Origin of the sequence: Aeromonas sp. S15(2024) (assembly GCF_041402265.1) — a bacterium.
GTDB classification, from domain to species: domain Bacteria; phylum Pseudomonadota; class Gammaproteobacteria; order Enterobacterales; family Aeromonadaceae; genus Aeromonas; species Aeromonas dhakensis.
On record NZ_JBGLQY010000004.1, the window covers coordinates 191,300 to 205,201 of the forward strand.

Genomic DNA, 13,902 nt, shown 5'->3' on the forward strand with positions numbered 1-13,902 from the left:
CTCTATGGTTGTAAGTCCGGATAGGCGAGCAGACGGGCCGTGGCGGCCGCCAGACCCACCTCTGCAGGATGGCGTAAGTTATACCAGAGTCGGTTATCCGCTTCCATGAGCAGGGGGGCTGGCGGCGCGTCGGTTTCGATCAGCATGGGCCGGATGTCTAGGTGAAAGTGGCTGAAAGTATGGCGAAAACCGGCCAGTTCGCGGGGTTCGCTGCCGGTCAGGCCGAGCCGCTGCAACAGCCCAGCCACCTCGGTGTCCGACTCCACCTGGGGGAAGCAGTAGAGCCCGCCCCAGATCCCCTGCGGCGGCCGCTTCTCCAGCAGCAGCTGATCGCCGTGGCGGATGAGCAGCATGATGCCGGTACGGGCCGGGATGCTCTTCTTGGGCTTGCTGTTGGGGTAGGCGGTGGGGTTGCCCTGCGACAGCCCCTGGCAATCCTCCCGCACCGGGCAGCGCTCGCAAGCGGGCTTGCTGCGGGTGCAGACGGTGGCCCCCATGTCCATCATGGCCTGGTTGTAGTGGGCCACCCCGAGCTTGGGGGTGAGGCGGATGGCCAGCTCCCACAGATCGTTCTCCACCTGTTTCTGACCGGGCCAGCCGGGCAGGGCCAGCCAGCGGGTGAGTACCCGCTTCACGTTGCCATCCAGGATGGCGTGGGGCTGGCCAAGGGAGAGGGAGAGCACGGCACCCGCGGTGGAGCGGCCGATCCCCGGCAGCGCCATCACCTCCTCCAGCCGCTCCGGAAAGAGGCCGCCATGGAGGTCGCGGATCTGCTGGGCCGCCTTGTGCAGATTGCGGGCGCGGGCGTAATAGCCGAGCCCGGTCCAGTGGTGCAATACCTCGTCGATGGGGGCATCGGCCAGTGCCTGCACGTCGGGAAAGCGGGCCATGAAGCGCTGATAGTAGGGAATGACCGTAGTGACCTGGGTCTGCTGCAGCATGATTTCCGAGACCCAGACCCGGTAGGGGGTCTTCTCCTGTTGCCAGGGCAGGGTCTTGCGACCATGGAGCTGATACCAGTCCAGGATCCTGGTGGCGAAGGTCGCGTTATCTGAGTTGTTCACATTATGCTCATATTATTGATTTAAAACTAAATTGACTAACGTGTAGCGGTCTTGGCGCTGATACCAGTGCAACGCCCGGTTTGCGAAGGTGGTGTTGCTCAGATTGCTCACTTTGTTCTCATGTCATTGATTAAAAAGGGGAGCTCTCAGGCTCCCTCTTGAAATGGCGGTGGCATGCGCGCGGCTCAGCCGAGCCAGTCCTGCAGCGCCTTGAGGCTGGCATTCTGCCCACCCACCTGCAGGATGATGTAATCCTGGGCGATGGCGATCAGAGTGACGCCGGGGGCGACCTCGCTCCCTTCCCGGTAGGTGCGTCCGTTCAGGGTTATGGCTCGGTTGGCCGGGTTGGAGGAGAAAACGTGGGCGCCGTAGGCCAGCGGCGGCACCTGCTGGCGGAGCGCCTGCGGCAGGGCGCTGAGCGGCGTGGCGTGCAGCTCGGCCGGCACCTGCGGCGGCGTGCCCTGATCCCGCAGCGGAGTATTGTTGAGGGCATTGAGGATGCGCTCGGCCAGCTCCTGGCTGCTGTCAGCGGGCGCCAGTGCAGGCTGTGCATCGACTTTGGGGGTGACCACGGGCTCGGGCGGTGGCAGCGGTCGGGTGATCATCGGTTTGGGCTCGACCCGCACGAAGGGGGGCGTCACCACCTCCTTCACCTCCACCGTCTTCTCGATGGGGCGGTTGTTGAGCAGGTGCCAGCCATAGTTGGCGGCGGCCCCCATCACCAGCGCCAGCGGGGCCAGCAGCCACCAGATCCAGCGCCTGGGTTGTTCCTCATCCTGGCTGACCGGCAGCCCCATCGCCGGAATGTGCGGGGTGAACTGGGGCTGATCGGCCCGCCGCAACGCCTTGAGTAGGGTGGACATCAGGAAGCCTCCTCCGACAGTGTGTTGATGGCATCATCCTCTGCCGGATCCAGCTTGGCCGGCTTGCTGGCCCGCTGGGCGTCATCCTCCAGCTTCGGCATGGGTTCGCCGGCCATCATGTTGAGGCGCAGCAGGGTGTTGCTGCCGGCGATGCCGTCCGGAGTCAGTCCCTGCTCGCGCTGGAACTGCTGCAGCTTGGTCTTGAGCTCGGCATCGAAGCGACGGACCTTGCGATCCGGCTGCTGCAGGGCCCGGCTGAGGGCGTTGTCGAGCCACTGCACCTGAGTGGGACCGGCGTTGTTGCCGATCAGGGTGACACCGCCCTTGGGCATGCGCCACAGCAGGGTGTAGCTGCCACCCCAGTAATCGCTCAGCCACTGCCGGTCCACCTGCCAGCTCTGGTTGCCGATGAGCAGGTTGGCCTTGTCGGGCCCGAGGTTGACCAGGGTGGCGTAATAGGTGCCGCCGGTCTCGTCAGTCAGGCTGACGAGGGCGGGATACTGCAGCGTCTGCAGCTCCGCCAGGGAGGCCTCGCCCTGCTGGCAGCGCAGGCCGGCGCGCGGCGCGTTGTCGCAGGTCGCCTCCTCCAGCTCGGTCTGGTAGCCCCACACCTTGTAGAGATTCTGCATGGCGCTGTCCGACTCCAGCGCCTGATTGATGGCGCGGGTCAGCTGCTCCTGCTGCTCCGGGGTGTCGTCCACCTTGACCGGCACCTCCACCGTCACCACCGGGCGGGTCGGGAAGAAGCCGAAGAACTGCCAGCCCCACCAGCCGGTGGTCACCAGCAAGGCGCCAACCAGCGCCACCATCAGGCTGGACTGCCAGGTGCCCTCGTCACGGATGCCGCTTACCTCGAAGGCCGCCAGACTGATGTCGCCGTGCACTATCTTGTGGCTGCCGCGGGCGAAGGCGGCGATCAGGGCGCGGTCGCAGATGAGGTTGATGAGGCGCGGAATGCCGCCGGAGAGGCGGTGCAGGGTCTGGATCGCCTTGGGGGTAAAGATGGGCTGCACGCAGCCGGCCACCTGCAGACGAAAGCGGACATAGGCATCCACGTCCTGGCAGGAGAGCGGCAGCAGGTGGTAGCGGGCGGTGATGCGTTGGGCCAGCTGGCGCAGCAGGGGCTGGCGCAGCATCTGCTGCAGCTCGGGCTGGCCGATGAGCACCACCTGCAGCAGCTTCTTCTCGTCGGTCTCCAGGTTGGTGAGCAGGCGCAGCTGTTCCAGCACGCCGGGCAGCAGGTGCTGGGCTTCGTCCACCAGCACCACGCTGCGCTTGCCTGCCGCCAGATTGGCCAGCAGGTGATCGCGGATGAGGTCGAACAGCTGCTTGAGGCCGGCCTCCTGGCCATAGCCCAGCTGGAACTCGTCGCAGATGGCCGCCAGTAGGTCCCGTTCGGTCAGGGATGGATTGAGGATGTAGGCGATCTCGGTCTCTGCCGGCAACTGCTGCAACAGGCAGCGGGAGACGGTGGTCTTGCCGGTGCCTACTTCCCCGGTCAGCAACACGAAAGCGCCCCCATCCTGCAACCCGTAGTTGAGGTGGGCGAGGGCTTCCCCGTGCCGTTCACTCATGTAGAGGTATTTGGGATTGGGCGAGATGGAGAACGGGTGCTCCGACAGACCGAAGAACTGTGTGTACATAAGGATCCATTCCGTTGTTATGGGCGGCAGGTTAAAGCCTCCCCCAAGGGATGTCAAAGACTCGAATGCCATAAGGGGGGCCAGCGCGCATCCTGATCTCCCGGTGGGGAAATCAGGGTTGCGGCCATGGCGGCTGACGGTGGGAAAAAGGGCCTGTGAGTATCGAGGGCGGCCTCGCCAACCGGATTCACATGGCATCGATGTCGGGCCGGGAATAGTCTCCATCGGTCAAACCGGTATAATCGGGACAGGTTTATCAAGGGAGACAGAGCTTGCAGACTTATCTGGTTGGGGGCGCGGTGCGGGATCGCCTGCTGGGATTGCCGCAGGGGGACAGGGATCACCTGGTGGTCGGGGCGACCGTGGAACAGATGCTGGCACTGGGTTTTACCCAGGTGGGCCGCGACTTTCCCGTGTTTCTGCACCCCAAGACCCAGCAGGAGTACGCGCTGGCCCGCACCGAGCGCAAGCAGGGGCAGGGTTACACCGGCTTCGTCTGCCACGCCTCGCCGGAGGTGACGCTGGAACAGGATCTGTTGCGCCGGGATCTCACCGTCAACGCCATCGCCGAAGATGAGGCGGGGCAACTGCACGATCCCTATGGCGGCATCGAGGATCTGAAACAGCGGGTGTTGCGCCATGTCTCCCCCGCCTTTGCCGAAGATCCGTTGCGCATCCTGCGGGTGGCCCGCTTCGCCGCCCGTTTCCACGCCCAGGGTTTCGTGGTGGCCCCCGAGACGCTGGCGCTGATGCGCGAGATGACCGAGGCCGGCGAGCTGGCCCACCTGACCCCTGAGCGGGTCTGGAAGGAACTGGAGAAGGTACTGCTGGGGCCGACCCCGCAGGTGTTCTTCGAGGTGCTGCGCGAGTGCGGCGCCCTGGCCGCCCTGTTCCCCGAGCTGGACGCCCTGTTCGGGGTGCCGGCCCCCGCCAAGTGGCACCCGGAGATCGATACCGGCATCCACACCATGATGGTGCTGGCGCAGGCCTGCCGCCTCTCCCCCGAGCTGGCGGTGCGCTTCGCGGCGCTGTGCCACGACTTTGGCAAGGGGCTGACCCCGCCGGAGTTCTGGCCGAGCCACCACGGTCACGGCCAGAAGGGGCTGCCGCTCATCCGCGACTTCTGCGAGCGCTTCCGGGTACCGAACGAGTGTCGTGACCTGGCCCTGCTGGTGAGCGACCTGCACACCCATATCCACATCGCCTTCGAGCTCAAGCCCGCAACCCTGCTCAAGGTGTTCGATAAGGCCGATGCCTGGCGCAGGCCCGAGCGCTTCGCCCAGCTGCTGGACGCCTGCCGGGCCGACTTTCACGGCCGTACCGGCTTCGAGGAGCGGGTCTATGCCGAACCCGACTATGTGGCGCAGGCGCTGGCGGCAGCCCAGGCGGTACCGGTGAAGGAGATAGTGGCGGCCGGCTTCAAGGGGGAGGCCATCCGCGAGCAGCTGGCCAAGCGCCGGCTCGACGCCATCAGCCGGGTGCGCGACGAGTGGACCTTCCTCGAGGATTGACGAGGCATGGAGACGAGGCATGGACAAAAAAGCCCGGGTCAGTGACCCGGGCTTTTTCATGGTCGTGCGGCCGCCTAGTCACCGGGACCGAAGCGCTCATGCACCGGGTCGTAGAAGTAGGCCTGGTAGTTGAAGTCGATCCCCTTGATGTAGGGGTTTTCCAGCCGGAACAGCCGGCGGGTATTGAGGTGGGCGAAGCTGAGGGAGGGCTTGAAGGCCTTCAGCCAGAGCGCCTGCAGGGAGCCATCGCGCCAGGCGGCCTTGAGCCCCTGCTGCACCCGGTCGATGGCCTGCCGGTTGCCGTTGTGGGTGAAGAAGACCCTGGGCAGGGGGTAGTAGAGGGCCAGGCTCTCATCCATCATCAGCCCTTCCACCTCTTTGTGGTTCAGCTTTTCCTGAGGCAACTCGTTGATCCCGCGGCAGAAAAGATCGAAACGGCCGCGCGCCACCATCTTGAACAGCTGCTCGTAGCCCTCCACCTCCAGCACCTTGAAGCCGGCCCGGCGCAGGATCTCTACGTCGAGCCAGCCCTTGCCCTGGCCGATGTCGAAGCGCTTCAGCTCATCCAGGCTGGTGGCCTTGGCAACCTCATCCTTGCGGGTGGGGCTGACGAAGCAGATGCGGTAGCTGACGATGCCGATATGGATGGGAAAGCGCACGTAGTCGATGCCGCTCATGTCCCGATCGGCGCGATAGCTGTCCATGGCGAACAGGTTGGGGTAGTGGTTGAAGCGCAGGCTGACCCACATCCTGGCCAGGGTCATGGGAGGGGCGGCCTGCATCCGGTAGTCGCCATGGCTGGCACGGGTCTTCTCCAGCGCCAGGCGCAGGACTTCGCGATCATAGGTGCTTCTGGGGTCGTGCTCGCTCTCCGGACTCATGTAGGTGAATAGGGTCGGGCCGGCCAGCACGGGCATGGCCGTCAGCAGGGCGAGCAGCGGGGTCCAGTGCATCATGTGCTCCTGTGAAAAGCAGAGACTCTTCTGAGTGTAGTGACTCTCCCGGCCGTGGGCGGCAGAGGCGGGGTCAGGGTTTGCCGGTAGCGGGCTCGCCCGGTCCGAAGCGCTGGGTGAGGGGATCGTAAAGATAGGGGTGGTAATCGAAGTCGAGCCCCTGCAGCAGGGGGTTGTCCAGTCTGAACAGTTGCCGCTGGTCGAGCCTGGCAAACGCCAGCGCCGGTTGGTAGGTCTTGAGCCAGAGTGCCTGCAGTGAGCCATCCTGCCAGGCCAGCTGCAGGCCGGCCCGGATCCGGCGCAAGGCATGCTGGTTCTCCTTGTGGCTGTAGAAGAGGTGGACGAAGGGGTAGTAGAGCGCCAGATGCTGGTCGACCATCAGCGGCCCCAGATCCTTGTGGGTATCCAGCTCGCTCAGCAGTTCGTTGGCACCCCGGCAGAAGAGGTCAACCCGGCCGCGCACCACCAGCTTGAACAACCGCTCGTAGCCCTCGACCTCCTGCACCTTGAAGCCGGCGGCGCGCAGTATGTCGGCATCCTGCCAGCCGCGGCCCTGGCCATGGGTGAACTGCTGCAGATCGCTGAGGGTGCGCACCCGGGCCACGGCCTGCTGCTGCTTGGGGCTGACGAAGCAGATGCGATAGCCGAGGATGCCGAGATCCACCGGGAAGCGGACATAGTCGAGGTCGTGGCTCCCCTCCGGGCGCGGAAAGCTGTCGATGGCCAGCAGGTTGGGGTAGAGGTTGTATTGCAGCACCTGGCGCAGCCGGGTCCGGCTCATGGACGGGGCCGGGCGTAGTTCGTAATCGCCGAAGCTGTCGCGGGTCTTCTCCAGGGCCAGCTGCAGCAGCTGCTGGCCGTAGAGGGAACGCAAATCCCGGTCACTCTCCGGGCTGACATAGGTCACTATGTCCGCGGCCGGCAGCAGGGGGGAGAAGAGCAGACTGCCGGCCAGCAGCCCCAGGATCATCGTTCTGTGGTTCATCATACCGCTCACTACTGTCACATTGAGTTGAGTGTAGCGGTTGATGGCGTCAGGACGGGCTCTCCGGCGCCGGAACCTGCGGCCTTGACCTGCCGCGGGATCGCTACCAGAACAGCTGACCCAGCAGAGGCGCCAGCAGCACGGTCACCATGCCAGCGATCATCATCACCATGCTGGAGACCACCCCCTCCTCGTTGCCCATCTGATAGGCCTTGGCGGTACCGGCGCCGTGGGCCGAGGCACCAAAGCCTGCCCCCTTGCCGAGCCGGCTGCGAATGGCCAGCACGGTGAGCACGCTCTCTCCCACCGCCATGCCAATGACGCCGGTCAGTACCACGAACAGCGCGGTGAGATCGCTCTGACCGCCGATGGCGCGGGTCGCCTCCACCGCGAAGGGGGTGGTGATGGAGCGCATCGCCAGACTGCGCTGCAGCATGTCAGAGAGATCCAGCCAGCGGGCCAGCAGCACGGTACTGCCCACCGCCATGATGACGGAGGCGACCACCCCCACCGACAGCGACAGCCAGTGGCGGCGAATGAGCCGGCGGTTCTCGTAGACCGGCACCGCGAAGGCCACGGTGGCCGGCCCCAGCAGCCAGAGCAGCCAGTGGGATTCGGCCATGTAGTCCTGATAGGGGATATGAAACAGCATGACGACCGCCACCAGCAGGGTCGGCGCCAGCAGCAGCGGCATCAGCGGCAGGATGCGCTTCTTGCCGTAGAGCCATTTGCTGGCGTAGTAGAAGAGCAGGGTCAGGGCGAAGCAGAGCAGGCCAAGCAGGGTATCAGACATGACGACGACTCCGGCGGGCTAGTTTCAACTCGAGGCGGTAGACCCTGTCCACCACCAGCGCCGTGGTGCCGAGCACCAGGGTAGTGCTCACCAGCAGCACCACCATGATGCGCCACCCCTCCTGCAACAGCAGCTCCTGATAGTTGACCACCGCCACCACGGCGGGGACGAAGAACAGCAGCATCTCCGCCAGCAGCCAGCGGGCGCCGGCTTCAAACCACTGGGCCTTGACCACCCCGAGCAGGATGCAGGCCAGCAGCAACAACATGCCGGTGAGGTTGGCGGGCAGCGGCAGGTGGAGGGTGCGCACCGCGGTATCGGCCAGCAGCCAGATGGCGGCCAGCAACAGGATCTGGAAGGGGGTCTGGAACCAGCGAAGGGCGAGGGCTTTCATGATATGGGTCTTTCTGTGAACTTGCTCACAGTATAGAGATGGGGTAAACCTGCAAAAAATGAATTAAAATTATCAAAATCATGCCAAATAGGCATGATTCAGTTTTGCCGTCTGTCAGGAGATTGCCATGGACATCCGCGCCCTGCGTTACTTTGTCGAACTGGTGCGGGAACAGAGCTTCACCCGCGCCTCCGAGAAACTGTTCGTCACCCAGCCCACCATCAGCAAGATGATCCGCAACATGGAAGAGGAGCTGGGCCAGCCCCTGCTGAGCCGCGCGGGACGCCGCTTCACCCTGACCGACAGCGGCCGGGTATTGTTCAACCGGGCCCAGACCATTCTGGCCGAAATGCAGCAGCTGGAGGCGGAACTCGCCGATCTGCAGAGCCTGCAATTTGGCCGGCTGGCCCTCGGCATTCCGCCCATGGTGGGTCACGTTTATGCGGATCTGATCCGCGCCTATCGCAGCCGCTACCCCAAGGTCGAGCTCTCCATTGTCGAGTACGGTGGCCGGCGCATCGAGCAGGCGGTGCTGGAAGGGGAGCTGGATCTCGCCATCACCATGCTGCCGACCAGGGAGGAGGGGGCTTTGAGCGTCCTGGAGCTGGACCAGTATCCCATTCAGGTGGTGCTGCCCGATCTGCCACGCTGGCGGGATTGCGGCGAGATCCGGCTGGAGGCGCTGCGGGACGAACCCTTCCTGCTCTACACCCAGGCCTTCACCCTGAGCGAGCGGCTGGAGCAGGCGTGCCGGGCGGCTGGTTTCGAGCCTCAGGTGGCGGCGCGCAGCAGCCAGTGGGACTTTCTCACCGCCATGGTGCGCAGCGGCATGGGGGTCGCCTTTTTGCCCGAGCCCATCTGCCGCCGGCTGACGCCGGACGGCCTGGTGCTGAGGCCGCTGGTGCCGGAGCTGAGCTGGCGGCTCGGAGTGATCTGGCCGAGCGAGCGCTATCTCTCCCGCACCGCCGAGGCCTGGCTGGCGCTCTGCCGCGAGCAGGGCTGAGCCTCATCAGGGTTTGCCGAAGCGATCCGTCACCGGGTTGTAGAAGTAGTGCTGGTAATCGAAGTTGATGCCCTTGAGGAAAGGGTTCTCCAGCTTCAGCATGCGCCTCTGCTTGAGCCCGGCGAAGGCGATGGCAGGGCCGAAACTGCGGCGCCACAAGGCTTGCAGCGAACCATCCTGCCAGGCTTGCTGCAGCCCCGTCTCCACCCGCCTCATGGCCTCGCCGTTGGCGGCATTGGTATAGAAGACCCTGGGCAGCGGATAGTAGAGCAGCAGGGAGCTGTCCATCTTCAACCCCTTGATCTCCTTGTGGGTCAGCAGTTCGTTGCGCAGCTCGCTCGCCCCGCGGCACAGGAGGTCAAAGCGGCCGCGAGCCACCATCTTGAACAGCATCTCGTAGCCGTCGACCTCCACCACCTTGAGGCCTGCATGGCGCAGTATCTCCACGTCCAGCCAGCCCTTGCCCTGACCGAAGCTGAAGCGACGCAGCCCCTCGAGGTCGTGCACCTGTGCCATGGCCGCCTGTTGGCCTGGGCTGACGAAACAGATGCGGTAACTGACGATGCCAAGATGGACAGGAAAACGGACATAGGCCAGCCCTTTCTCGTCCCGCGCGCTGCTGTAGCTGTCCATGGCGAACAGGTTGGTAAAGCTGTTGAGCTCCAGACTGAGCCGGACCCGAGCCTTGGTCATGGGCGGCGCTGGTTGCAGCTCATAGTCACCGAAGGTGTCGCGGGTCTTGTCGAGGGCGAGGCGGAGCAGCTCCCTGTCATAGGTCATGCGCGGGTCCTTCTCGCTCTCCGGGCTGATATAGGTAAAGCGGGTCGCCGCCAGCGACGTGGAGGAGAGGAAGAGGGAGAGAAGCAGGAACAGGAGTCTATACATCCAGGCTAGGCTCTATGATTTTGTTTCATCCATTATAGTTCGGCCCCCAGCCGTTCAGGCGTGTCGGTCGCTTGCCAGCAGGCTGCCCAGCCGGCGGCAGAGGCGGCGCAGGGTCTGGTTGTCGAGGGAGGCAAAGCCGAGCAGCCATCCCTCCTGCGTCGGCGGGCCCAGGTAGAACTGGCCGAGGGGACGCAGCCCCAGCCCCTCGGTGTTGGCGGCCTCTGTCCAGCGCGCCTCGCCGCCGGGGGGCAGCCGCACGGCGCACTGCAGGCCGGCCCCGCTGTGAATGGGGGTGAGGGCGGGGCAGTGGCTGGCCAGCTCGGCCAGCAGCAGGTCGCGGCGGCTCTGATAGACCAACCTGCTCTGGCGCAGGTGGGTGGCGAAGTGGCCGGCGCGGATGAAGTCAGCGGTGACCGCCTGCAGCAGCTGGTTGCTGTGGCCGTCGACCGCGGCCCGGGCCCGGCAGAAGGATTCCATCAGCGGTCTGGGCAGCACCAGGTAGGCGAGGCGCAGCGAGCCGAACAACACCTTGCTGAAGGTGCCCACGTAGAGCACCCGTCCCTGACCATCCAACCCCTGCAGGGCGGGGAGCGGCCGCTGATCGTACTGGTACTCGCCGTCGTAGTCGTCCTCCAGGATCCAGGCGCCGTGCCGCTCGGCCTCGGCCAGCAGCGCCATCCGCCGCGGCAGGCTCATGGGCACGCCGAGGGGATACTGGTGGGCCGGCGTGGTGTAGATGAGCCGCGGCGCCGGGTGATCCCCCTGTGGGTTGAGCCCCTCTTCATCCACCGGCACCGGGTGCACCCGGGCGCCGGCACTCTCCATGGCGGTGCGGGCCCCGGGGTAGCCGGGGTCCTCCACCCAGACGGTATCGCCGGCATCGATCAGCAGCTGGGTCGCCAGCAGGATCCCCTGCTGGGAGCTGGTGAGGATCAGGATCTGATCCGGCTCGCACACCACGCCGCGCGACTGCACCAGATAGCTGCTGATGGCGCCGCGCAGTGCCTCCAGCCCCTGCGGATCCCCGTAATTCATCCAGTCGCCGGCGTGCCGGCGCCACTGCTGCTGCATCAACCGGCCCCACAGGGCCTGGGGGAAGAGGCGGGGATCCGGCTGGCTGGAGGCAAAGGAGCGGCCCACCTCGGGCACGTCGTGGCAGGCGCCGCTGTCGGCCATCTCCTGACCTCGGCGCGACAGACCGGCCGCTGACTGGGGCGGGCGCGGAGTCGGGGAGACCGCCGCCAGCGCCACGAAACTGCCGGCCCCCACCTTGCGTACCAGATAGCCTTCCGCCTCCAGCCGGCCATAGGCCAGCTCCACCGTGCTGCGAGAGACCCCCAGATCCGCGGCCAGCATGCGGCTGGCGGGCAGCCGGCTGTGCTGGGGCAGGTGGCCGGCCAGCATGGCCGAACGCAGGGTGCGCACCAGCTGTTCGTGCAGCGGCAGATCGCTGGCTTGCTGGGTGGCAAACAGGGTGGGCAGGGCAGGCATGGGGAGCTCCCGGGCGCTAATTGGTCTGCTCATATTGGCAAAATTGGTCGGCGTGGCAAGGCCATTATGTCGCTACATTGAGGCTCAAGGTTCGGGATCCACAACGATTGGCAATTGAGAAAGGAGTCTGCATGTCGGAGTACAGCGCCACCATCAGCTGGCAGCGCGGGGCTAGCGAGCCCTTCGTCGATCAACGCTACAGCCGGGCCCACTGGTGGGAGTTCGACGGCGGCGTCAGGGTGCCCGCCTCCTCGTCCCCCCACGTGGTGCCGCTGCCCTGGTCGGTGGCCGAGCACGTCGATCCGGAAGAGGCCTTCGTCGCGGCTATCTCCAGCTGCCACATGCTCACCTTCCTCTGGCTGGCGGCCAGGGCGGGCTATCGGGTGGAGAGCTACCGGGACGAGGCGGTGGGCATCATGGAGGCCAATACCCGCACTCGTCAGGCCATCACCCGGGTCACCCTGCAGCCGCTGGTGCAGTTCGGCGGCGAACGCCAGCCGGATCTGGTCGCGCTTGAGCAGTTGCACCACCAGGCCCACGAGGAGTGTTTCATCGCCAACTCGGTCACCACAGTCATCACCACCCGGATCCGGGTGTGAGTACAAGGAGCGTCACTATGAGTCATGTATTGAGCAGCGGACTGGCCAGCGCCGAGCAAGCCCGCCTCTTCTTCGAGGCCCAGCTGGCCTTTCGCACCGACCCGGCGGATCTGGCCGCCGATCTGCTGGCCGGGGAAGAGCAGATCGTGGTCATCGACACCCGCTCTGCCGGTCACTACGCCGAGGGACACATCCCCGGTGCCATCAGCTTCCCCCACGCCACTATGAACCCGGCCACCACGGCAGTACTGGCGCGGGACAAGGTCTATGTCTGCTATTGCGACGGCATCGGCTGCAACGGCTCGACCCGTGGCGCCTGCAAGCTGGCGGCGCTCGGCTTTCAGGTCAAGGAGCTGATCGGTGGCCTGCACTGGTGGCGGCAGGACGGTTTTGCGGTCGCTACCGGTAGCGAACCGGGTGTGCTGCAAACGGGAGGGATTGCCTGTGGCTGCTGATATCCATCTGAACGAGTTCGACCAGCCGGTCGGAGCGCCGCTGCCCGACTGGCGGGGCGCCGAGTTTCCGCCCCGCCGCACGCTCAACGGCTGGGGCTGCCGGCTGGAGCCGCTGGATCCCGAGCGTCACGGCCCCGGCCTGTGGCAGGCCTTCCGCGCCGACAGTGGGGCCATGTGGACCTATCTGACCACAGGCCCCTATGCAACAGAGGCGGATATGCTGGTCTGGCTGCGAGAGTGCGCCGCCAAGACAGACCCCCAGTTCTACACCATCTTCGACGAGGATGGCGAACAGCCGCTGGGGCTGGCCAGCTACCTGCGCATCGACCCTCTGGCGGGCAGCATAGAGGTGGGCTGGCTGCACTTTTCCCCCGCCCTGCAGCGCTCAAGGCTGGCGACGGCGGCCATGGCGCTGATGATGGCCAATGCCTTCGCCCTCGGCTACCGTCGTTACGAATGGAAGTGCAATGCCTTGAACAAGCCCTCCTGGCAGGCGGCGCTGCGGCTCGGTTTCAGTTACGAGGGGACCTTTCGCCAGAACCGGGTGGACAAGGGGCGGACGCGGGACACCGCCTGGTTCTCGGTGATCGACAGTGAGTGGCCGGCGCTGCAGGATTGCTTTGCGCGCTGGCTGGCGCCCGACAACTTCGATGAGCGCGGCAGGCAGCGGTTGCGGTTGTCCGAACTGACCACAGCTTGTCGTGGCGATGGTCAGTTGCCGTGACAAGACAAACGAGGCCCCGCTCGCGGGGCCTCTGTCATTTCAGGCGTTAGTCATGGTGCTCGCCGATGGGGGCGGCAATCCACTTCATCAGGCGCAGCATGTCGGCGGGGGCTACCCCGACCGAGAGGCCGCGCTTGCCGCCGCTCACCAGGATCTCGTCAAACTGCATGGCCGAGTCGTCGAGCACGGTGGGCAGCAGCTTCTTCTGGGCCAGCGGGCTGATGCCGCCCACCTTGTAGCCGGTCAGCTTCTCGGCCTCCGCCGGCTTCATCATCTCCACCTTCTTGAGGCCGGTGGCCTTGGCCAGCTGCTTGAGGCTGCACAGGCCGGACGAGGGGACGATGGCCACTACCGCCTGCTTGTCGTGATGGGCGATCAGGGTCTTGAACACCTGGGCTTCCGGCAGGCCGAGCTGGGTCGCGGCATGCTTGCCGAAGTCGTCGTGGGCTTCGCACTCGTAGGGGTAGAGCTTGTGGGGGATCTTGAGCTTTTTCAGCAGGTTGATGGCTGGTGTCATGATGAGAGCCTTGAGTCGAAAC

General features: G+C 65.4%; 15 protein-coding genes. 5 read left to right on the plus strand and 10 right to left on the minus strand.

The features are described 5' to 3' along the window. Positions 1-2 precede the first annotated feature (2 nt). From mutY to exeA, 3 genes are all read right to left on the minus strand, one after another. A complete protein-coding gene (mutY, locus tag ACB033_RS11435; RefSeq protein WP_139725005.1) occupies positions 3-1,064 on the minus strand; it encodes an A/G-specific adenine glycosylase in 1,062 nt (353 codons plus the stop codon). A 185-nt stretch (positions 1,065-1,249) separates the two neighbouring features. Beyond that, entirely contained in the window at positions 1,250-1,927 is a 678-nt protein-coding gene (gene exeB, locus ACB033_RS11440; RefSeq protein ID WP_139430643.1) for a GspB family T2SS assembly factor variant ExeB, read from the minus strand. Beyond that, a complete protein-coding gene (exeA, locus tag ACB033_RS11445; protein ID WP_162518893.1) occupies positions 1,927-3,570 on the minus strand; it encodes a type II secretion system protein ExeA in 1,644 nt (547 codons plus the stop codon). Before exeA ends, exeB begins: the two co-directional genes overlap by 1 nt. Positions 3,571-3,842: 272 nt before the next feature. Here exeA and ACB033_RS11450 point away from each other — a divergent pair, with 272 nt between their 5' ends. Continuing rightward, the gene (locus ACB033_RS11450) at positions 3,843-5,081 is read left to right on the plus strand and encodes a multifunctional CCA addition/repair protein (protein WP_017765382.1); all 1,239 of its coding nucleotides are present in this window, start codon (positions 3,843-3,845) and stop codon (positions 5,079-5,081) included. A gap of 74 nt (positions 5,082-5,155) precedes the next feature. On the opposite strand, the gene ACB033_RS11455 is transcribed toward ACB033_RS11450, so the two are convergent. From ACB033_RS11455 to ACB033_RS11470, 4 genes are all read right to left on the minus strand, one after another. After that, positions 5,156-6,034 carry an ABC transporter substrate-binding protein gene (locus ACB033_RS11455; protein ID WP_017778380.1) on the minus strand — a complete coding sequence of 293 codons (879 nt, stop codon included), beginning with the start codon at positions 6,032-6,034 and terminating at the stop codon, positions 5,156-5,158. A gap of 73 nt (positions 6,035-6,107) precedes the next feature. Then, entirely contained in the window at positions 6,108-7,022 is a 915-nt protein-coding gene (locus ACB033_RS11460) for a hypothetical protein (RefSeq protein ID WP_029306095.1), read from the minus strand. A 100-nt stretch (positions 7,023-7,122) separates the two neighbouring features. Beyond that, positions 7,123-7,812 carry an LrgB family protein gene (locus tag ACB033_RS11465; protein ID WP_095591512.1) on the minus strand — a complete coding sequence of 230 codons (690 nt, stop codon included), beginning with the start codon at positions 7,810-7,812 and terminating at the stop codon, positions 7,123-7,125. Next, positions 7,805-8,206 (minus strand): CidA/LrgA family protein, encoded by a 402-nt coding sequence (locus tag ACB033_RS11470; RefSeq protein ID WP_139725004.1) that lies wholly within the window; start codon positions 8,204-8,206, stop codon positions 7,805-7,807. Before ACB033_RS11470 ends, ACB033_RS11465 begins: the two co-directional genes overlap by 8 nt. Positions 8,207-8,333: 127 nt before the next feature. Here ACB033_RS11470 and ACB033_RS11475 point away from each other — a divergent pair, with 127 nt between their 5' ends. Then, a complete protein-coding gene (locus tag ACB033_RS11475) occupies positions 8,334-9,209 on the plus strand; it encodes a LysR family transcriptional regulator (RefSeq protein ID WP_017782498.1) in 876 nt (291 codons plus the stop codon). A 6-nt stretch (positions 9,210-9,215) separates the two neighbouring features. On the opposite strand, the gene ACB033_RS11480 is transcribed toward ACB033_RS11475, so the two are convergent. After that, positions 9,216-10,094, minus strand: a complete 879-nt coding sequence (locus ACB033_RS11480) for a hypothetical protein (protein ID WP_139725003.1) — start codon at positions 10,092-10,094, stop codon at positions 9,216-9,218. 54 nt (positions 10,095-10,148) lie between these two features. After that, a complete protein-coding gene (locus tag ACB033_RS11485) occupies positions 10,149-11,585 on the minus strand; it encodes a PLP-dependent aminotransferase family protein (protein ID WP_139725001.1) in 1,437 nt (478 codons plus the stop codon). 131 nt (positions 11,586-11,716) lie between these two features. On the opposite strand from ACB033_RS11485, the gene ACB033_RS11490 reads away from it, so the two are divergent. The 3 genes from ACB033_RS11490 to ACB033_RS11500 are packed head-to-tail and all read left to right on the plus strand — an operon-like array spanning position 11,717 to position 13,363. After that, on the plus strand, positions 11,717-12,184 hold the full coding sequence (locus ACB033_RS11490) for an OsmC family protein (RefSeq protein WP_042050196.1): 468 nt from the start codon (positions 11,717-11,719) through the stop codon (positions 12,182-12,184). Positions 12,185-12,201: 17 nt separating this feature from the next. After that, complete coding sequence (locus ACB033_RS11495; protein ID WP_042050197.1) at positions 12,202-12,639, plus strand: rhodanese-like domain-containing protein; 438 nt, start codon at positions 12,202-12,204, stop codon at positions 12,637-12,639. Further along, a complete protein-coding gene (locus ACB033_RS11500) occupies positions 12,629-13,363 on the plus strand; it encodes a GNAT family N-acetyltransferase (protein WP_117405527.1) in 735 nt (244 codons plus the stop codon). Before ACB033_RS11495 ends, ACB033_RS11500 begins: the two co-directional genes overlap by 11 nt. Before the next feature lie 46 nt (positions 13,364-13,409). Here ACB033_RS11500 and ybaK read toward each other — a convergent pair whose 3' ends face one another. Then, entirely contained in the window at positions 13,410-13,880 is a 471-nt protein-coding gene (gene ybaK / locus ACB033_RS11505) for a Cys-tRNA(Pro) deacylase (protein ID WP_017788178.1), read from the minus strand. Between the last annotated feature and the right edge of the window lie 22 nt (positions 13,881-13,902).